Raw genomic sequence first — 17,631 nt, 5'->3', positions numbered from 1 at the left:
ACGTCGTGTATTTTTCTTGGGTTTTGCACGTTAATCGATTCAGGCAGCCACAAATACATTTTATCTGCCTGAATCGGTTTTCAATCATTATTCAATTGGTGTCATGCTCGTCGACGAAGCTCTTCGAGTTCATCCAGCAATTCTAGAATTAAAGCGGTGGCGCTGGCACTGGCATTGAAGTCACGGTGGATTCGGTAGGCGCGCCGTACCTGAGCCAGATGATAGCCTGAATAATGAGCCTGATGTGGCTCGCCAGATATGGTAATCACATTCTCTTGAATTAAGCTCAATACCCAATCGCTTTGGTCGCCGCAGGCGCGCACCAATTCATTGAAACTCAATTCAACATCCTGATCGTATTGACTCATATTGTGCTCCTTTGATTGTGTTTATGCCTGTTGTTGCGGTTGAAACGAGGCATAGTGCGCAGCCAGCGCAGCCCAAGCGGCTTTGTCGTCATCACTATGGCAAGGAGGGAGGATGATATTGACCAATAAATACAAATCACCCGCTTCCTTGGCCGGAATACCTTTGCCTTTCAGGCGGATTTTTTGACCATTATGGCTGTTGGCCGGTAAGTTGACAGCCAAAGAGCCACTGGGCGTATCAACTTCTATTTTACCGCCTAAGGCGGCTGTCCACGGAGCCACGTTGACACGCTGATACACATCTTTGCGGTTTTGCACAAACAGCATTTCACTGTTGTGAAACTTAATTTTTAAATACAAATCACCTGTTTTGCCGCCGTTCAATCCCGGCAAACCTTGTCCTGACAAGCGGATTTGTTGTTCTTCGGCGATGCTCGGGGAATTTTGACATTCAGCGTTTTGCGTTCATAAGCCATCTGCCCTTGGGTATTCAAAGTAGGCATATCCAAGCTTAGATTACGTTGACCTCCCTGATAGGCTGTCTGAATATCAATGCTCAATTCTGCATGTTGATCTTCGCCTGGAATCGGACCTTGTTGACGCTGTTGGCGAAAGCCGCCTTGCTGATTCGCATTGCCAAACGCTGAAAAAATATCATCAAAACGGAAGTCTCCACTACCAAAGGCACCTCCTTGACCAAAATGACTGGAGTCAAAACCATATTGTTGGCTGTGAAAGCCCTCACGATTGCCACCTGGCTGGCCTTGACCACCACGCCCATACGGATTGGCGAGAAGAGCATCATATTCGGCGCGTTTTTCCGAATCGTGTAAGGTTTCATAAGCCAAGTTGATTTCGCTGGTTTTCTCATCCGCATCGGCGTCTTTACACACATCCGGGTGATATTTTCGCACCAGTTTTCGGTACGCTTTTTTAATGTCATCTGCACTGGCGTTTTTTGTTACACCCAGTACTTGATAATAATTGCGCTCTGCCATGAATAATCCTTCAAGATAAATGACATGAAATTCATATTAATTATGCAGGCAATTCCGAAAAATTAAAGGATTAATTGAGAATAGATGCTGCGGCAATCCTGTTTTGTGTCGATATGATGGATTGTCTTTGTCAAGGACTAATGGGGTGGCAATGAGCAGGTTGCCTGATGAAAGACTCAGCACTTTCCATTCTCTTGACCATAATCAAGTGTTATTCAGCCTGCACAAATGAATGGCATAGCGCTTGATATCGTCAATTTGTGTTTGTTTTTATTCGAATTAACTTAAAAAATTTTCTTTTTATTTCAAATTTGTTAATTTTAATGTTTTCTTATTGCCATAAATGATCATGGTGTTTTTGCTCAAAACCATTGCCGAAAGAGTAGGACGCTGGTACGATTTATTGAGAATACAGCATGTTGCAATGCAATATGCTGCAGGTGAGGCAGTGAGTACAAGCAATCCAACTGCCTTTATGGGCTAGTTGCCTGAATTCATAAAAAATTTGGTGGGTGTTTGAAATGGAATTTCGAATGTGAAATTTAGTTTCGGATGTGAAACCAATATTATTTGTTGGATTTGGCCGGGCCACTTTAATGACAACAATGACACTTAATCAGAACCCGAGGATGTCGCTATGTCTCATGAATTTCAAGATGTCGATCCCATTGAAACCCAAGAGTGGTTGGATGCGTTAAGTTCCGTGATTCAGCAGGAAGGGCCAGAGCGCGCTCATTACCTGTTGGAAAATCTGGTGCGGTATACCCGCCGTCGTGGCATACATATGCCCTTTGACTCCACCACAGCCTATTTGAACACCATTCCCGTAGGTAAGGAAAAAAAATCACCCGGTAATCATGAATTGGAACACCGTATCCGTTCTATTATTCGCTGGAATGCGGCGGCGCTGGTTTTGAATGCGGGTAAGAAAAATTTGGAATTGGGTGGCCATATTGCTTCGTTCCAATCTTGTGCTACTTTGTACGACGTTGGTTTCAATCATTTTTGGCATGGGAAAACCGACGAAAATGAAGGTGATTTGGTCTTTTTCCAAGGGCATAGTGCGCCTGGTTTTTATGCCCGCGCTTATGTGGAAGGTCGCTTAACCGAAGAACAAATGGATAACTTCCGCCAAGAAGTTCATGGCGCAGGATTGTCCTCATACCCGCATCCATGGCTCATGCCCGATTTCTGGCAATTTCCTACTGTGTCTATGGGTTTGGGCCCGTTGCAAGGCATCTATCAGGCTCGATTGCTGAAATATTTGGAATCTCGTGGTCTGACCAAAACCAAAGGCCGCAAAGTGTGGGTATTTTGCGGTGATGGTGAAATGGATGAGCCGGAAAGTTTGGGTGCCATCTCTCTGGCAGCACGTGATGGTTTGGATAATTTGATTTTCGTCATCAATTGTAATTTGCAACGTCTGGATGGCCCGGTTCGCGGCAATGGTAAAATCATTCAAGAATTGGAAGGTGATTTCCGCGGTTCTGGTTGGAATGTATTGAAGGTGATTTGGGGCAGTCGTTGGGATGCCTTGTTGGCTCAAGATACCGACAATCTACTCAAGCAGCGTATGGAAGAGTGTGTCGATGGGGATTACCAGACATATAAATCTCGCGATGGCGCATATGTACGCGAACATTTCTTCAATACCCCGGAATTGAAGGCCATGGTTGCCAATATGTCTGATGAAGAGGTATGGGCGCTTAATCGTGGTGGTCATGATCCACATAAGGTGTATGCCGCTTATTATGAAGCCGTGAATAATGCGCAAGGCCGCCCAACTGTGGTTTTGGCCAAACATTAAAGGGTATGGCATGGGTGCTTCTGGTGAAGGCCAAAATACAGCGCACCAAGCCAAAAAAATGGATGTGGCTTCTCTGAAAAAATTCCGCGACCGCTTCAGCATCCCAGTTACTGATGAGGAAATGGAACACCACTTGCCATTCTTCCGTCCTGCCGAAGACAGTGAAGAAATGAAATACCTGAAAGCGCGTCGTGCAGAATTGGGTGGCTTCTTGCCCGCACGTCATCCAAGTCTAGAAACTTTACCCATTCCAGAGCTGAGTGCCTTTGACGCACAACTCAAAGACAGTGGGGATAGGCAGTTTTCAACCACCATGGCATTTGTGCGTATTTTGAGCACGTTGCTGAAAGACAAACAATTGGGTAAGCGTATTGTGCCGATTGTGCCAGATGAAAGCCGCACTTTTGGTATGGAAGGGCTGTTCCGTCAATACGGGATTTGGAACCCGAAAGGCCAGATTTACACACCCCAGGATCATGACCAGTTGATGTTCTACAAGGAATCCAAAGACGGTCAGATTTTCCAAGAAGGCATCAACGAACCAGGTGCGATGAGTTCTTGGATTGCCGCAGCCACCAGCTACTCCAATAACGATTGTCCGCTGATTCCATTCTTTATCTATTACTCCATGTTTGGCTTCCAGCGCGTGGGTGATTTGGCTTGGGCTGCAGGTGATCAGCGTGCCCGTGGCTTCATGCTGGGTGGCACAGCAGGTCGTACGACGCTGAATGGAGAAGGCCTACAGCATCAAGATGGGCACAGCCATGTTCAGGCTGATTTGATTCCCAACTGTATTTCTTACGACCCTACTTTTGCTTATGAAGTCGCTGTCATTATTCAGGATGGCCTGCGCCGCATGTATGTAGATCACGAAGATGTGTTCTATTATCTGACTTTGATGAACGAAAACTATACCCATCCTGCATTGCCAGAGCGCGAAGGTATTGTTGAGCAAATTCTCAAAGGCATGTATTTGTTTAAAGCTGGCGAAGCGGGCAGCCTGAAAGTGCAGTTGATGGGTTCAGGCGTGATTTTCCAAGAAATTTTGGCCGCTGCAGAATTATTGAAGAAAGATTATGGCGTTGATGCCGACATCTGGAGTGTGCCTTCGTTCAATATGTTGCGACGTGAGGGCATCGAAGTGGAACGCTACAATCGCTTGCACCCGAATGACACCCAAAAAGTGGCTTATGTCACTGAATTGTTGCAAGGTCATGAAGGTCCTGTCATTGCCTCAACCGATTATGTACGTGATTTTGCCGAACGCATCCGTGCGTTTGTACCAAATGACTACATTGTTTTGGGTACCGATGGTTTTGGTCGCAGCGATTCTCGCGATAATCTGCGCGATTTCTTTGAGGTTGATCGTTACCATATTGCCGTGGCGGCCTTGAATGGTTTGGCTGACCAAGGCAAATTGAACAAACAAGTGGTTCAGGATGCCATTAATAAATACGCTATTAATGCGGAAGTGGATCCGAGCTGGAAACGCTGATGTCAGGGCTGCCTGAATCCTTCAGGCAGCCTGTGTGTGCATTTGTCTTTCGCTAACGATGATCAGCAAACAACGGTTTGCTGCTAAAGGACAGAATGATGAGTCAAATCGTAGAAATCAAAGTACCGGACATCGGCGGTCATACCGATGTGGATGTGATTGATGTGGCGGTGAAACCCGGAGATACCATTGCCGTGGACGATACCTTAATCACTTTGGAAACCGACAAAGCCACTATGGACGTGCCGGCTGATGCGGCAGGGGTGGTTAAAGAAGTAAAGGTGAAAGTAGGCGATAAAGTATCGGAGGGGACGGTGATTGTTACCGTGGAAACCGATGCAGCCAGCGCACCTGTTAAGGAAACGGCAGCACCTTCAGCCGAGGCGGCACCGGCCGCATCCATACCAGCGCCTGCTGCTGGCGGGAGTGTAACGTCAATTAACGTGCCGGATATTGGTGGCCATACCGATGTGGATGTGATTGCTGTTGAGGTGAAGCCAGGTGATACCATTGCGGTGGACGACACTCTAATTACTTTGGAAACCGATAAAGCCACTATGGATGTGCCGGCTACGGTGGCTGGTGTGATTAAAGCCGTTCATGTCAAAGTGGGCGACAAAGTATCAGAAGGTACACTCATTGTGGATGTGGCCAACAGTGGCGATGTTGCGCCGGTGGTGTCGAGCAAACCAGAACCTCAGGCTGAAGTGGTGCATGAGGATTTGCCTACCGCCGAAAACAATGAATTGCGTGCGGAAATCAAGAGCCATGTCACTCAAGCATTTGGTGCTACGCCGATTAATGAAGCAGGTTTTGCCAAGGCCCATGCTGGTCCTTCTGTGCGAAAACTGGCGCGTGAATTGGGTGTGGATTTGAGCCTGATTGCGGGCAGTGGTCCCAAAAATCGCATTACGCCAGATGATTTAAAAGGCTTTGTTAAAGGTGCTATGCAGAAATTGTCTTCTTCGCCTGCTGGTGCTGCTTCACTGGGCGGGGGCTTGGATTTGTTGCCATGGCCGAAGATTGATTTCAGTAAATTTGGTGAAGTCGAAGTTCAGCCGCTAAGCCGAATTAAAAAGATTTCTGGCCAAAATCTGGCCCGTAATTGGGTGATGATTCCGCATGTAACGCATCAAAATGATGCCGACATGACTGATCTGGAAGCCTTCCGCAAGCAGCTAAATAAAGAATGGGAACGCGCGGGTATTAAAGTGTCACCGTTGGCCTTTATCATCAAAGCCAGCGTAAAAGCGTTGCAGGATTATCCAGAATTTAACTCTTCTTTGGATGGTGATAATCTGATATTGAAGAAATACATCAATATTGGTTTCGCTGCAGACACGCCCAATGGATTGGTTGTGCCGGTGATCAAAGATGCCGATAAAAAAGGGCTAAAAGAAATCACCCAAGAGTTGGCGGCATTGAGCCAAAAGGCCCGTGATGGCAAGCTCAAACCACAAGAAATGCAAGGCGCATGCTTTACCATTTCTTCTTTGGGCGGCATTGGTGGCACCGGCTTCACGCCGATTGTGAATGCGCCAGAAGTGGCTATTTTGGGTGTGTGTAAATCACAGATCAAGCCTGTATGGAACGGTACTGAATTCGTGCCGCGATTGATGTGTCCACTGTCGCTGTCGTTCGATCATCGTGTGATTGATGGTGCCTCAGGCATGCGCTTCTTGGTTCACATTAGCCAATTACTGGCGGACTTCCGTCGCGTGCTGTTGTAACTGGGTAACAGGCTGCCTGAACATTTCAGGCAGCCTGCATGTTCCATGATTTAGCACGGCGCCTGCTGTGTGGGTGCTGAAGGGTAAAACCATGAGCTTAATAGAATTGAAAGTGCCAGATATTGGCGGCCACGAAAACGTGGACATCATCGCGGTGGAAATCAAACCAGGTGACACGGTGGCTGTTGATGATACCTTGATTACCTTGGAAACCGATAAAGCCACCATGGATGTGCCGGCTGAAGTGGCTGGGGTTGTGAAAGAGGTGTCGGTGAAGGTGGGCGACAAAATTTCCGAAGGCGGTCTGATTGCGGTGGTTGAAGCGGCTGATGCAGGGGCAGAGCCCGCACCCAGCAATGAAAAACCAGCCGCGCCAGCGCCGGCACCCGCTGCCGCACAATTCAGTGGCAGTAGCGATGCTGAATATGATGTGGTGGTGCTGGGCGGTGGCCCTGGCGGCTATTCTGCGGCCTTTGCGGCCGCTGATTTGGGTTTGAAAACCGCTGTGGTGGAACGCTACGCCACTTTGGGTGGCGTGTGCTTGAATGTGGGTTGTATTCCTTCCAAAGCGTTGTTGCACAATGCAGCAGTGATTGACGAAGTAAAGCATTTGGCTGCCAACGGCATTAAATATCCAGAACCAGAAGTCGATATCAATCTTTTGCGCGATTACAAAGATGGGGTGATTGCCAAAATGACTGGTGGTTTGGCCGGTATGGCGAAAGCGCGCAAAGTGGATGTGGTGCGCGGTAATGGTTTGTTTGTTGATCCGCATCACCTGGCCGTGTCTTTGACGCAGGGTGCGGGTTGCGAGGAAACCGGTGAGCGCAAAACCATTGCATTTAAACAGGCCATTATTGCGGCAGGTAGTCGTGTGGTGCATTTGCCGTTTATCCCCGAAGATCCGCGCATCGTGGATTCCACTGGGGCGCTGACCTTGCCGTTTGTCCCAGAAAAAATGTTGATTATCGGCGGCGGCATTATTGGTTTGGAAATGGGGACGGTGTATAGCACTTTGGGTGCCCGTTTGGACGTAGTCGAAATGTTGGATGGTTTGATGCAAGGCGCCGACCGCGATTTGGTCAAAGTATGGCAAAAAATCAACGCCCATCGCTTTGACCAAATCATGACCAGTACCAAAACCACGGCAGTGGATGCCCGCGAAGACGGGATTTATGTCACTTTTGAAGGCGATAATGCCCCTGCTGAGCCACAGCGTTATGATTTGGTGTTGGTGGCAGCGGGTCGTGCGCCCAATGGCAAGCTGATTGATGCGGATAAAGCTGGCGTGGCGGTGACGGATCGGGGCTTTATCGAAGTGGATAAGCAAATGCGCACCAATGTGCCGCATATTTATGCCATCGGCGATATTGTGGGTCAGCCTATGTTGGCACACAAAGCTGTGCATGAAGGGCATGTGGCGGCCGAAAATTGTGCCGGCCATAAAGCGTATTTTGATGCACGCGTGATCCCAGGTGTGGCATATACGGACCCTGAAGTTGCTTGGGTGGGTGTTACTGAAGATCAGCCAAAAAAGACGGTATTAAAATCACCAAAGCAGTGTTTCCATGGGCGGCTTCAGGCCGAGCCGTGGCCAATGGCCGCAGTGAAGGCATGACAAAGCTGATTTTTGATGCCGAAAGCGGCTTGATTATCGGCGGGGCCATTGTGGGTACGAATGCTGGTGATATGATTGGTGAAATCTGTCTGGCGATTGAAATGGGTTGTGATGCCGATGATATTGGCCGCACTATTCATCCACACCCCACGCTGGGCGAAAGCATCGGCATGGCTGCAGAAGTGGCCATGGGTGTGTGCACAGATTTGCCTCCAGTGCGTAAAAAGTAATGAACGCTGGTGGTACCAAGGCTGCCTGAATATATTCAGGCAGCCTTTTTATTGGGCAAAATCGCTGGCTTTTCTTTGTGGAAATACGGCAAGATATTTGTCTGTTTATAAATATTAGTCGCTGTTGAGTGTTTACGTTAGAATGTTGCGGTGCGCAAATAAGCAAAGGGCGTTGCTCTTAGGCTGCGCTTCATTTTGTTTGAGGTGTTTCAGATATGGCCATTGCCGAAAAACGTTCGTTAACTCCTTGGATCGTGGGCACGCTGGTGTTGGTGGTGTCGGTGTTTTTACTGGTTAAGCTCAAACCCATACTCACGCCATTTGTGATCGCCGGTATTCTTGCTTATATTTTGAATCCCATGGTGGATAAGTTGCAAAAATGGCGTGTTATTCGCCCGATTGGCGCCATGCTGGTGATGCTGCTGAGTTTGGGAGTGCTAACAGCCTTGTTGCTGACCATTGTGCCGATGCTGATGGATCAAGTGAGTAATTTATCCGATCGACTGCCTACATTTATCCGTTGGGTGCACAAGCAAGTTGTCCCTTGGGTGAATGAAACCTTTCATGTGCGCATCCTTTGGAATGCAGACTACATGGCCGACTATCTGACCAAATGGGCGCAGCTGCACAACAGCAGCATCAAGGAAGCGGCGTCGAAGGTGGCACCTGTGATTGTGCGCCAAAGTAGCGGCATGTTGATGTTGGCGTCCAATTTGGTGTTGTTGCCGTTCTTGCTGTATTACTTTCTATTGGACTGGCCGCGTTGGACCAGTGGTCTTCGTAAGTTGATGCCACGCCGGGTGCTGCCCACGTATGTGCGTATTGCTGGCAATATGGACCGCGTACTCAGTGAGTTTTTACGTGGTCAGCTGATGGTGATGATTATCATGGGCTTGGTATATGGCGGTGGCTTGATGCTGGTGGGCTTGGAATCTGGGTTTGCCATCGGTATGGTGGCAGGCTTATTGGTATTTGTGCCTTATTTGGGGGCATTCACAGGATTGTTGTTGGCGACCATAGCGGCACTTCTGCAATTTGATGGCTGGAGTGGATTGCTGATGGTTTGGGGGGTATTTGCGGTCGGGCAGTTTTTAGAAAGCTTTTTTGTGACGCCGAAAATTGTGGGTGACCGCATCGGTTTGTCCCCTTTCTGGGTGATTTTCGCTTTAATGGCTTTTGGTCAATTATTGGGCTTTGTGGGCATGTTGTTGGCTTTGCCTTTGGCGGCAATTACCTTGGTATTGGTGCGAGAAGGGATGCAGGCTTATGTGGGCAGCCATTATTATCAAATTGAGCCCCAGCCAGACACGACAACGGTATTGATTGAATCTGAACCCAGTAAACGAATGGATTAAACATTGCCGAATGAGATGTTCAGTGAACAGCATCGTTATCTGCTGAATGTCTTGGGAGAAGATTGCAGGCAGTCAGTGTGTTGGTCAATGAAATGAGGATGGTGTTTCAATAATGGTGATGCCGATACTGTAGGTATGGGCAGAATCAATCAAAGTGAGAAAAATAAAGGAGAATACATGCGTTTACAGAATAAAGTGGCGGTGATTACGGGGGCGGCCAGTGGTATTGGTTTGGCGACAGCAGAAAAATTTTCTGCTGAAGGCGCTAGTGTCGTGATATGTGACATCAATCAAGCCATATTGATGCTGCAGTTGAAAGCATTCTTCACCAAGGTGGAGTAGCAACCGGATATCGAGTGGATGTAACCCAAAAGGAGCAGATTATTGCCATGCGCGATGATGTACTGGCTCAGCAGGGACGCATTGATGTTTTGGTGAATAATGCGGGCATCGTGATGGACGCACAATTGATGAAAATGACCGATGATCAGTTTGATGAGGTAGTGGCCATTAACCTCAAAGGCACCTATAACATGACCCGAGCTCTGGTGGATACAATGGTTGCGCAAGGCCAAGGCGTGATTCTCAATGCAAGTTCTGTAGTGGGCTTGTATGGCAATTTTGGGCAAACCAATTATGCGGCCACCAAATTTGGGGTTATCGGATTTGTGAAAACATGGTCGCGCGAGTTGGGCAAAAAAGGCATCCGCTGCAATGCTGTGTGTCCTGGTTTTGTGGCTACATCGATTTTGAAAGACATGCCGGAAAAAGTGTTGGCAGCGATGGCCGATAAAGTGCCCATGAAACGCTTGGCTGATCCTGCTGAAATTGCCAACGTATATGCTTTTCTTGCCAGTGATGAAGCCAGTTATATTAATGGTGCCGCCATTGAGGTGACCGGTGGCTTGACCCTGTAAACCGAGACTGATAAATTTTCAGGCAGCCTTAGGGCTGCCTGAATGTTTGGGCTGATTCCCAACCCAATGAAATTGAGAAACCATGATGAATGACGATGATCAACAGGTCGTATTGGCGAAATTGAATGCGTGGGCGGCGCAGACGTTATTGCAAACCTTATCCATACAATTCGTGGCAGTGGGTGAGGATTATTTAGTGGCAACTATGCCAGTGGGTCCACAGGTTCATCAGCCGCACGGTATTTTACATGGCGGTGCCAGTGTGGCCTTGGGCGAGAGTGTGGCCTCAACCTTGTCGAATTGGCTGGTTATGGATGAGGGTAAATCAGCAGTGGGTGTTAATATACAAGCCAATCATTTACGTCCGATGCAATCTGGCATAGCGACTTGTAAAGCGGTGATCAAACGCAAAGGGCGCACCATGCATTATTGTGAAATGTCGGTTGTGGACGAGGCAGGGCGGTTGGTATGTGCCATGAGTATGAATAATATGGTGCTGTCACAGCGTTGATGGGTACTGTCGCGAACTGGGTCAATTGCGCGTGAAATCGCTTATAAAGCTTGCATTTGCCTATCGAAGCCTTTAAAATTCTCCGTTTCGTCATTTAGATTAGATTTGTTTTAGGAGACATCTATGGCCAATAGCGCACAAGCCCGTAAGCGCGCTCGTCAGGCACTCAAACTACGTGCCCATAACGCCAGCCTGCGTACTGCTTTTCGCACTGCCGTTAAAAAAGTTTTGAAATCTGTGGAAGCTGGTGATAAAGCCGCTGCCCAAACTGTGTACCGTGATACGGTAAAAGTATTGGATCGGATTGCCGATAAAGGCGTGTTCCATAAGAATAAAGCAGCACGTCATAAAAGCCGTTTGTCTGCCAAAATCAAGGCAATGGCATAATTCACGTATCTGCATAACAGGACATTATCTTGATTGCCAAGATCACCAGGCTGTTCCCTTTGTGGGCAGCCTTAATTGCTTTTTGGGCCTACCAAATGCCGACAGGGTTTGTTGGGTTTAAACCCCATGTGGCCCAATTTTTGATGCTGATCATGTTTACCATGGGCGTTACGCTTCGGGTACAGGATTTTACTCGAGTGTTGCAGCGTCCTGCGCCCATTATCGCTGGACTGGGGCTCCATTATTTAATCATGCCCTTGGCTGCGTGGGCGATTGCTCATGTATTGGGCATGTCGCCAGAGTTACAGGCTGGTATGGTGCTGGTGGGTAGTGTGGCCAGTGGTACGGCGTCGAATGTGATGGTATTTTTGTCTAAAGGCGATGTGGCTTTGTCGGTTACCATCAGCGCGTGTTCGACCTTGATTGGTGTGGTGGCTACGCCGTTGTTGGCGAGGCTGTATATTTCTGCTGATATTCAGGTGCCAGTGATGGGCTTGCTGGTCGAAATTCTGGAAATTGTGGCTTTGCCGATTATGGTGGGCTTATTGGTCAATCACTTTTGCCATGCTGCAGTGGAGAAATTGACACACTATCTGCCGCTGTTATCTATGGTGTGTATTCTTACGGTGTTGGGTACGGTGGTCGCACTGAGCCATGATTCCATTACTTCAGTAGGCTATGTGGTGGTGATTGGGGTGATGCTGCACAACTTGATTGGATTACTGGGCGGCTATTGGGGTGGCCGCTTACTTGGCTTCGATAAATCGGTGTGCCGTACTTTGGCGCTGGAAGTGGGCATGCAAAATTCGGGTTTGGCAGCCACATTGGGCACCAAATTTTTTACGCCCATGGCGGCACTTCCCGGTGCCATTTTTTCAGTTTGGCACAATATTTCGGGCTCTCTGCTGGCAGGTTATTGGTCAGGTAAGCCCATTGACAACATAGATAAAAAAAACGCCGCGGTCTTTCTAAGAATGGCATCATCAACAAACGAGCCCCCCGCGGGCTCTTTTTTTCAGGCAGCCTGAGCGGGATTGTTCAATCTTCCGGTAGCCAATCTGACTCGCTGAATTCTGTTGCGCTATCTTGGTTTGGCCAGGCCGCTGCTAAAGCCGTTTGGCTAACTTCTAAATCAAATCCTCGGTAGGCTAAAAAATTCAAGCATTTGTGTTTTTCGAGAAGATTGGTTGGCGCTAGGTGGTATTTTTTACGCAGTACTTGAATGGCCGCCTGGATTTGCTCTGGCTGGCTAGGTAGATATGTTTGGATCAATGCGTCGTCCAAGCCTTTTTGCTTGAGGGCTTGCCTTATTCGGCGGCTACCGTGTTGATTTTTTTTGCTGTGAACATAACTTTCTGCATAGCGGCTGTCTGATTGCCAGTGTTTTTCGGCCAGTTCGTCTAAAAGCACCGTCAACACTTCAGTATTGTCCGCATAAGGCTGCAGCTTGCGCGCCAGTTCTGCTCGGCTTATTTCTTGGCGCGCCAATGTATTTAATGCTCTCTGGCGCAAGCTGATTTCTTTTTTCATGAGCGAATTTGCACATTGCCGTGTGCAGTTAAACCATCATAAATTTGTGGTAAGTGATCAATCACAATATCCGGTTTGGTTTCGGCTTTGCTGCTTAATGCATTCATGTCACCGTATCCCCAAGTGACACCGCAGCTGAGTGCGCCCGCGGCTTTGGCCGCTAAAATATCATTGACTGAGTCACCGACCATCAAAAGCGCATGAATGGGCACGCCCAATACGTCGGCAGCATGCTGCACCGGAAGAGGCGCTGGCTTTTTTTCAGGCAACGTGTCACCGCCGATGATGAGGCTGAATTCGTTGACTAAGCCCAATTGTTGTAGCAATTCGGTGGCCAAACGCTCATTTTTGTTGGTGATCACAGCCAAAGGCAAACCCCGGGTCTTGAACAAGGCCAACGCGGTTTCTACTTGTGGGTAGGGACGGGTATGGGTGGTCAAATGTGAACGGTAATACTCAATAAAGGCCACAAATCCCTTCGACCATTCGGCTTCATCCACCTCTCCATCGCGTGAGCCACTCAATGCTCGGTGTACCATGCGCCCAATCCCATCGCCCACAAATTGGGCCATTGCTGGCTCTGGTAATGCCGGTAAATCAAATAGGCCGCGAACATGGTTCGCAGCGGCACACAAATCTGCCAATGAATCGACCAGCGTGCCATCCAGATCAAAAGCAATGGCGTGAATATCATTCCATTTCATCTTGTTTCCTTGCTTGCTTCGTGAGCCATGGGCTTATTTTATCATGTTGCTATGGTCATCATGCTTCTCTTACTGAAACGATAGCTGCTTGATGTCCAGTGCCGACTCATTTGAATAGAGCCATTACTTGTCTGGTAGATTGCAAGATGGATTCAATAGTATTGAAGTTGCTGGCCTGTCTATTGATCATGGTTGTGGTCAGTGGCTCAAAAGGTTGCCTGAAAGTGGCCATTCTTTTTCTCAAAAACATTTTCACTTTGTGTTTTTTGATGTAAATTAAAGTTAATGTGATGCTGCTGGTGGTCGAGGCTGGTTACATATTTATAAAAGGAGAAACTCATGCAACAAATACGCACCTGGCTAATCTGGGCTGTGGTGGTTCTGGTGGGTGTGGCCTCATTTGCCGCACTGGCCATCAATCGCGGCGAATCCGTAAATGCCATCTGGATGATTACGGCTGCCATCTCGGTTTATGCCATTGCTTATCGTTTTTATAGTTTATACATTGCACAGAAAGTGATGCAGCTTGACCCAAGGCGCATGACGCCAGCCGAACGTCACAATGATGGTCTGGATTATGTCCCCACGCACAAAGGCGTTTTATTTGGTCATCATTTTGCTGCTATTGCCGGCGCTGGGCCATTGGTGGGGCCAGTTTTGGCTGCGCAAATGGGTTATTTGCCCGGCACATTATGGATTATTTTTGGCGTGGTATTTGCCGGTGCAGTACAAGACATGATGGTGTTGTTCGTTTCGATGCGCCGCGATGGCAAGTCGCTTGGCGACATCATTAAACAAGAAATGGGCCCAGTTGCAGGCGTGATTGCTTCCATTGGTATTCTGATGATTATGGTCATCATTATGGCGGTGTTGGCTTTGATTGTGGTGAAAGCATTGACGAACAGCCCTTGGGGCACATTTACCATTGCCATGACCATTCCCATCGCTTTGTTTATGGGGATTTACACGCGCTACATCCGCCCAGGTAAAATTGGTGAAATATCCATTGTGGGCTTTGTGTTGCTGATGGCGTCGATTTATTTTGGTGGCAAAGTGGCTCAATCCGATTGGGCACCTTGGTTTACCCTGACCGGCGTGCAGCTAACATGGGCGCTGGTGATTTACGGTTTTGTGGCGGCTACTTTACCAGTATGGTTGTTGCTCACACCGCGGGATTATCTGTCGACATTCCTGAAAATCGGCACCATTGTGGGCTTAGCGCTGGGAATATTGATTGTGGGCCCTTCTTTGGAAATGCCCGCCATGACCAAATTTATTGATGGTACTGGCCCCGTGTTTTCAGGCGATTTATTTCCATTCTTGTTCATCACCATCGCTTGCGGTGCTGTGTCTGGTTTCCATGCACTGATTTCTTCCGGCACCACACCCAAGATGATTGAAAATGAACGTGATGTGCGCATGATTGGCTATGGTGGCATGCTGATGGAAAGTTTTGTGGCCATCATGGCATTGGCAGCCGCTGCGACGTTGGATCCGGGTATTTATTTTGCTATGAACAGCCCCGCAGCCATATTGGGTACTGATGTTAACCAAGCAGCGCAGGTCATTACGCAAATGGGGTTTGCCGTAACGCCCGATGCCATCAATCAAATGGCTGCAGATGTGGGCGAAACCACTATTCTGTCACGAGCAGGCGGTGCGCCTACTTTGGCCGTAGGTATGGCACACATCATGCACCAATTTTTGGGTGGCAAAGCAATGATGGCGTTTTGGTACCACTTTGCGTTGTTGTTTGAAGCCTTGTTTATCTTAACCGCTGTGGATGCGGGTACGCGTGTGTGCCGCTTCATGATTCAAGACTTAATTGGTATTTTCATCAAACCTTTTGCCAATACTGAGTCTTTGCCAGCCAATTTAATCGGTACTTTTTTAGCAGTGGCCTTATGGGGTTACTTCCTGTATGTGGGCGTAACTGATCCTTTGGGTGGGATTAATTCGTTGTGGCCGCTATTTGGCATTGGTAACCAGATGCTGGCGGGTGTCGCCTTGATTACCGTAGCGGTGGTCTTGGTGAAGATGAAACGCGAACGTTTTGTATGGGTGGCTTTGGCGCCGGCATTGGGTTTGTTGTTTGTGACCGTCACAGCAGGCTTGGAAAAAATCTTTCACAGTAAACCGAGTATTGGTTTTCTGGCCCATGCGCAGAAATACCAAACGGCGATGGCTAATGGGGAAGTTTTGGCACCCGCTAAATCCGTTGGTCAAATGCAGCAGATTGTATTGAATGATTATGTGAATGCTGGATTGACAGTTTTGTTCTTGGTGGTGGTGGTGGTAGTGGGCGTGTATGGTTGGCAGGTGGCTGCTAAAGCACGTAAAACTGGTTTTCCCACGGCTCGTGAGGTGCCGCCCGTGTACCGCGATGAGCAGCCAGCCGTAGTCGCTAATAGTGAGTCTACCCATGGTTAATTGGAGGCCGCGTGTGCAGCACTGGTTATCTTTGCTGCGGCAAACCAGCCATTTGATGGTAGGTGTGCCCGATTACGATAATTACGTGAGTCAGCAACGTCGCCACAATCCGCACGCACCGGTGATGAGTAAGCGCCAATTTTTGGATTATTGCGAAAATCGGCGTTTAAATGGGAAGGGTGGCTCCCGGTGTTGCTGAGTGTGACCCAACAAAAAACCTGCTTTAAAAGCAGGTTTTTTTTGTTTCAGACAACTTTGAATGTTTTATCAGCAAAGCTGATCATTCAGTAGGGCGGTGTCACTCTTGAACATCTGTCTTTTGGTGAATCACTCAAGTGCTGGAAGACCATATATTCACTCAAATTGATCATGCAGTAACGTTCACCATCACAGGCTGCCTGAAACGGTATACGTTGTCATTAGCCTTGTAGGCTTTTTAAACGCTGAGCGGCATCTAAAGCGTAGTAGGTAAGAATGCCATCAGCACCAGCCCGTTTGAATGCCAATAAACTCTCCAAAATGACTTTATCGGCATCTAGCCAGCCATTTTGAATGGCGGCTTGCAGCATGGCGTATTCTCCTGATACTTGATACGCATAAGTGGGTATGCCAAATTCATCTTTAACACGGCGGATGATGTCCAGATAAGGCAACCCTGGTTTAATCATCACCATGTCAGCGCCTTCTTCAATATCCAGTGCCACTTCATGTAGGGCTTCATCACTATTTGCTGGGTCCATTTGGTAGGTGGCTTTATTGCCTTTACCTAAATTGCCAGCGCTGCCAACGGCACTGCGGAATGGGCCGTAAAATGCCGAAGCGTATTTGGCTGAATAAGACATAATGCGGGTATTGATAAACCCGTTGCTTTCCAACGCATCGCGAATGGCGCCAATGCGGCCATCCATCATGTCACTGGGCGAAAGGATATCCACGCCAGCTTCGGCGTGTGAAAGAGATTGCTTGATGATGGCCTCAATGGTTTCATCATTCATGATGTAGCCATTTTCATCTGGTAAACCATCTTGGCCGTGTGTGGTGTATGGATCGAGCGCTTGGTCGGCCATGACGCCCAATTCAGGGAAGTGGGTTTTCAGGGCGCGGATGGCACGTTGAATAATCCCGTTTTCATCCCAAGCAGCGCGGCCATCAGCAGTTTTGACACTGGCATCGGGTACGCCAAATAAATCCAATACAGGTACGCCTAAAGACAAAGCCTGCTCGGCAACTTTCAATAATTCATCGATGGAAAGACGCTCTACGCCGGGCATAGACGGTACAGGCAAACGGCCTTTTTCTTCGTGCACAAATACCGGCAAGATAAAATCATCGGCAGTGAGTGTGTTTTCACGCATTAACCGGCGGGAAAAATCGTCATGGCGCATGCGACGCATGCGACTGCGGGGCATACTGCGAGTAGGGAAATTCATCATGATGTCCTGTGTTAAGCGGTGATGTCGTGGATGGTGGCACCATCGGCAGCATATGCTGCGTTGGTAATAGTCAATAAAGCGCTATTTTAGCGCTTTTGTTTACTGATTTGTGGCCAGG

11 protein-coding genes and 4 pseudogenes are annotated in these 17,631 nt (G+C 48.2%); 10 read left to right on the top strand and 5 right to left on the bottom strand.

The window, feature by feature from the left end:
- Window positions 1-101: 101 nt before the first annotated feature.
- Together A2F46_RS08510 and A2F46_RS08505 are read right to left on the bottom strand one after the other, a co-directional pair.
- The gene (locus A2F46_RS08510) at window positions 102-368 is read right to left on the bottom strand and encodes a chaperone modulator CbpM (RefSeq protein WP_066569263.1); all 267 of its coding nucleotides are present in this window, start codon (window positions 366-368) and stop codon (window positions 102-104) included.
- A gap of 21 nt (window positions 369-389) precedes the next feature.
- Window positions 390-1,366 (bottom strand): annotated as a pseudogene (locus A2F46_RS08505) (DnaJ C-terminal domain-containing protein).
- A 637-nt stretch (window positions 1,367-2,003) separates the two neighbouring features.
- Between A2F46_RS08505 and aceE the strand changes: the two are divergent.
- From aceE to A2F46_RS08465, 8 genes and pseudogenes are all read left to right on the top strand, one after another.
- Window positions 2,004-4,668 (top strand): annotated as a pseudogene (aceE, locus tag A2F46_RS08500) (pyruvate dehydrogenase (acetyl-transferring), homodimeric type).
- A 98-nt stretch (window positions 4,669-4,766) separates the two neighbouring features.
- On the top strand, window positions 4,767-6,398 hold the full coding sequence (aceF, locus tag A2F46_RS08495) for a dihydrolipoyllysine-residue acetyltransferase (protein ID WP_066569261.1): 1,632 nt from the start codon (window positions 4,767-4,769) through the stop codon (window positions 6,396-6,398).
- Between the two features lie 91 nt (window positions 6,399-6,489).
- Window positions 6,490-8,246: pseudogene (gene lpdA, locus A2F46_RS08490) on the top strand (dihydrolipoyl dehydrogenase).
- A 215-nt stretch (window positions 8,247-8,461) separates the two neighbouring features.
- On the top strand, window positions 8,462-9,601 hold the full coding sequence (locus A2F46_RS08485) for an AI-2E family transporter (RefSeq protein WP_066569258.1): 1,140 nt from the start codon (window positions 8,462-8,464) through the stop codon (window positions 9,599-9,601).
- Between the two features lie 135 nt (window positions 9,602-9,736).
- Window positions 9,737-10,518, top strand: a pseudogene (fabG, locus tag A2F46_RS08480) (3-oxoacyl-ACP reductase FabG).
- An 82-nt stretch (window positions 10,519-10,600) separates the two neighbouring features.
- Window positions 10,601-11,029, top strand: a complete 429-nt coding sequence (locus tag A2F46_RS08475; RefSeq protein ID WP_197457615.1) for a PaaI family thioesterase — start codon at window positions 10,601-10,603, stop codon at window positions 11,027-11,029.
- A 123-nt stretch (window positions 11,030-11,152) separates the two neighbouring features.
- Window positions 11,153-11,416 (top strand): 30S ribosomal protein S20, encoded by a 264-nt coding sequence (gene rpsT, locus A2F46_RS08470; RefSeq protein WP_066569253.1) that lies wholly within the window; start codon window positions 11,153-11,155, stop codon window positions 11,414-11,416.
- Between the two features lie 29 nt (window positions 11,417-11,445).
- Complete coding sequence (locus A2F46_RS08465) at window positions 11,446-12,444, top strand: bile acid:sodium symporter family protein (RefSeq protein WP_082783639.1); 999 nt, start codon at window positions 11,446-11,448, stop codon at window positions 12,442-12,444.
- 10 nt (window positions 12,445-12,454) lie between these two features.
- Here the strand turns inward: A2F46_RS08465 and recX are convergent, their stop codons facing one another.
- Together recX and A2F46_RS08455 are read right to left on the bottom strand one after the other, a co-directional pair.
- Window positions 12,455-12,946: a recombination regulator RecX gene (recX, locus tag A2F46_RS08460; protein WP_066569251.1), complete on the bottom strand. Its 492-nt coding sequence runs from the start codon at window positions 12,944-12,946 to the stop codon at window positions 12,455-12,457.
- Window positions 12,943-13,650 (bottom strand): phosphoglycolate phosphatase, encoded by a 708-nt coding sequence (locus A2F46_RS08455; RefSeq protein WP_066569249.1) that lies wholly within the window; start codon window positions 13,648-13,650, stop codon window positions 12,943-12,945. Before A2F46_RS08455 ends, recX begins: the two co-directional genes overlap by 4 nt.
- A 339-nt stretch (window positions 13,651-13,989) precedes the next feature.
- On the opposite strand from A2F46_RS08455, the gene A2F46_RS08450 reads away from it, so the two are divergent.
- Together A2F46_RS08450 and A2F46_RS08445 are read left to right on the top strand one after the other, a co-directional pair.
- Window positions 13,990-16,080, top strand: a complete 2,091-nt coding sequence (locus A2F46_RS08450) for a carbon starvation CstA family protein (protein ID WP_066569247.1) — start codon at window positions 13,990-13,992, stop codon at window positions 16,078-16,080.
- Window positions 16,073-16,279, top strand: coding sequence for a CstA-like transporter-associated (seleno)protein (locus A2F46_RS08445; protein ID WP_066569244.1), 207 nt, complete (start codon window positions 16,073-16,075; stop codon window positions 16,277-16,279). The genes A2F46_RS08450 and A2F46_RS08445 overlap by 8 nt, the downstream gene beginning before the upstream one ends.
- 220 nt (window positions 16,280-16,499) lie before the next feature.
- On the opposite strand, the gene hemB is transcribed toward A2F46_RS08445, so the two are convergent.
- Window positions 16,500-17,510, bottom strand: a complete 1,011-nt coding sequence (hemB, locus tag A2F46_RS08440) for a porphobilinogen synthase (RefSeq protein ID WP_066569241.1) — start codon at window positions 17,508-17,510, stop codon at window positions 16,500-16,502.
- Between the last annotated feature and the right edge of the window lie 121 nt (window positions 17,511-17,631).

Origin of the sequence: Snodgrassella sp. CFCC 13594 (assembly GCF_001590725.1) — a bacterium.
Taxonomy (GTDB): Bacteria; Pseudomonadota; Gammaproteobacteria; order Burkholderiales; family Neisseriaceae; genus Snodgrassella.
The sequence above is the reverse complement of the archived record's forward strand: the minus strand, read 5'-3'. Positions and strand labels throughout refer to the sequence as shown.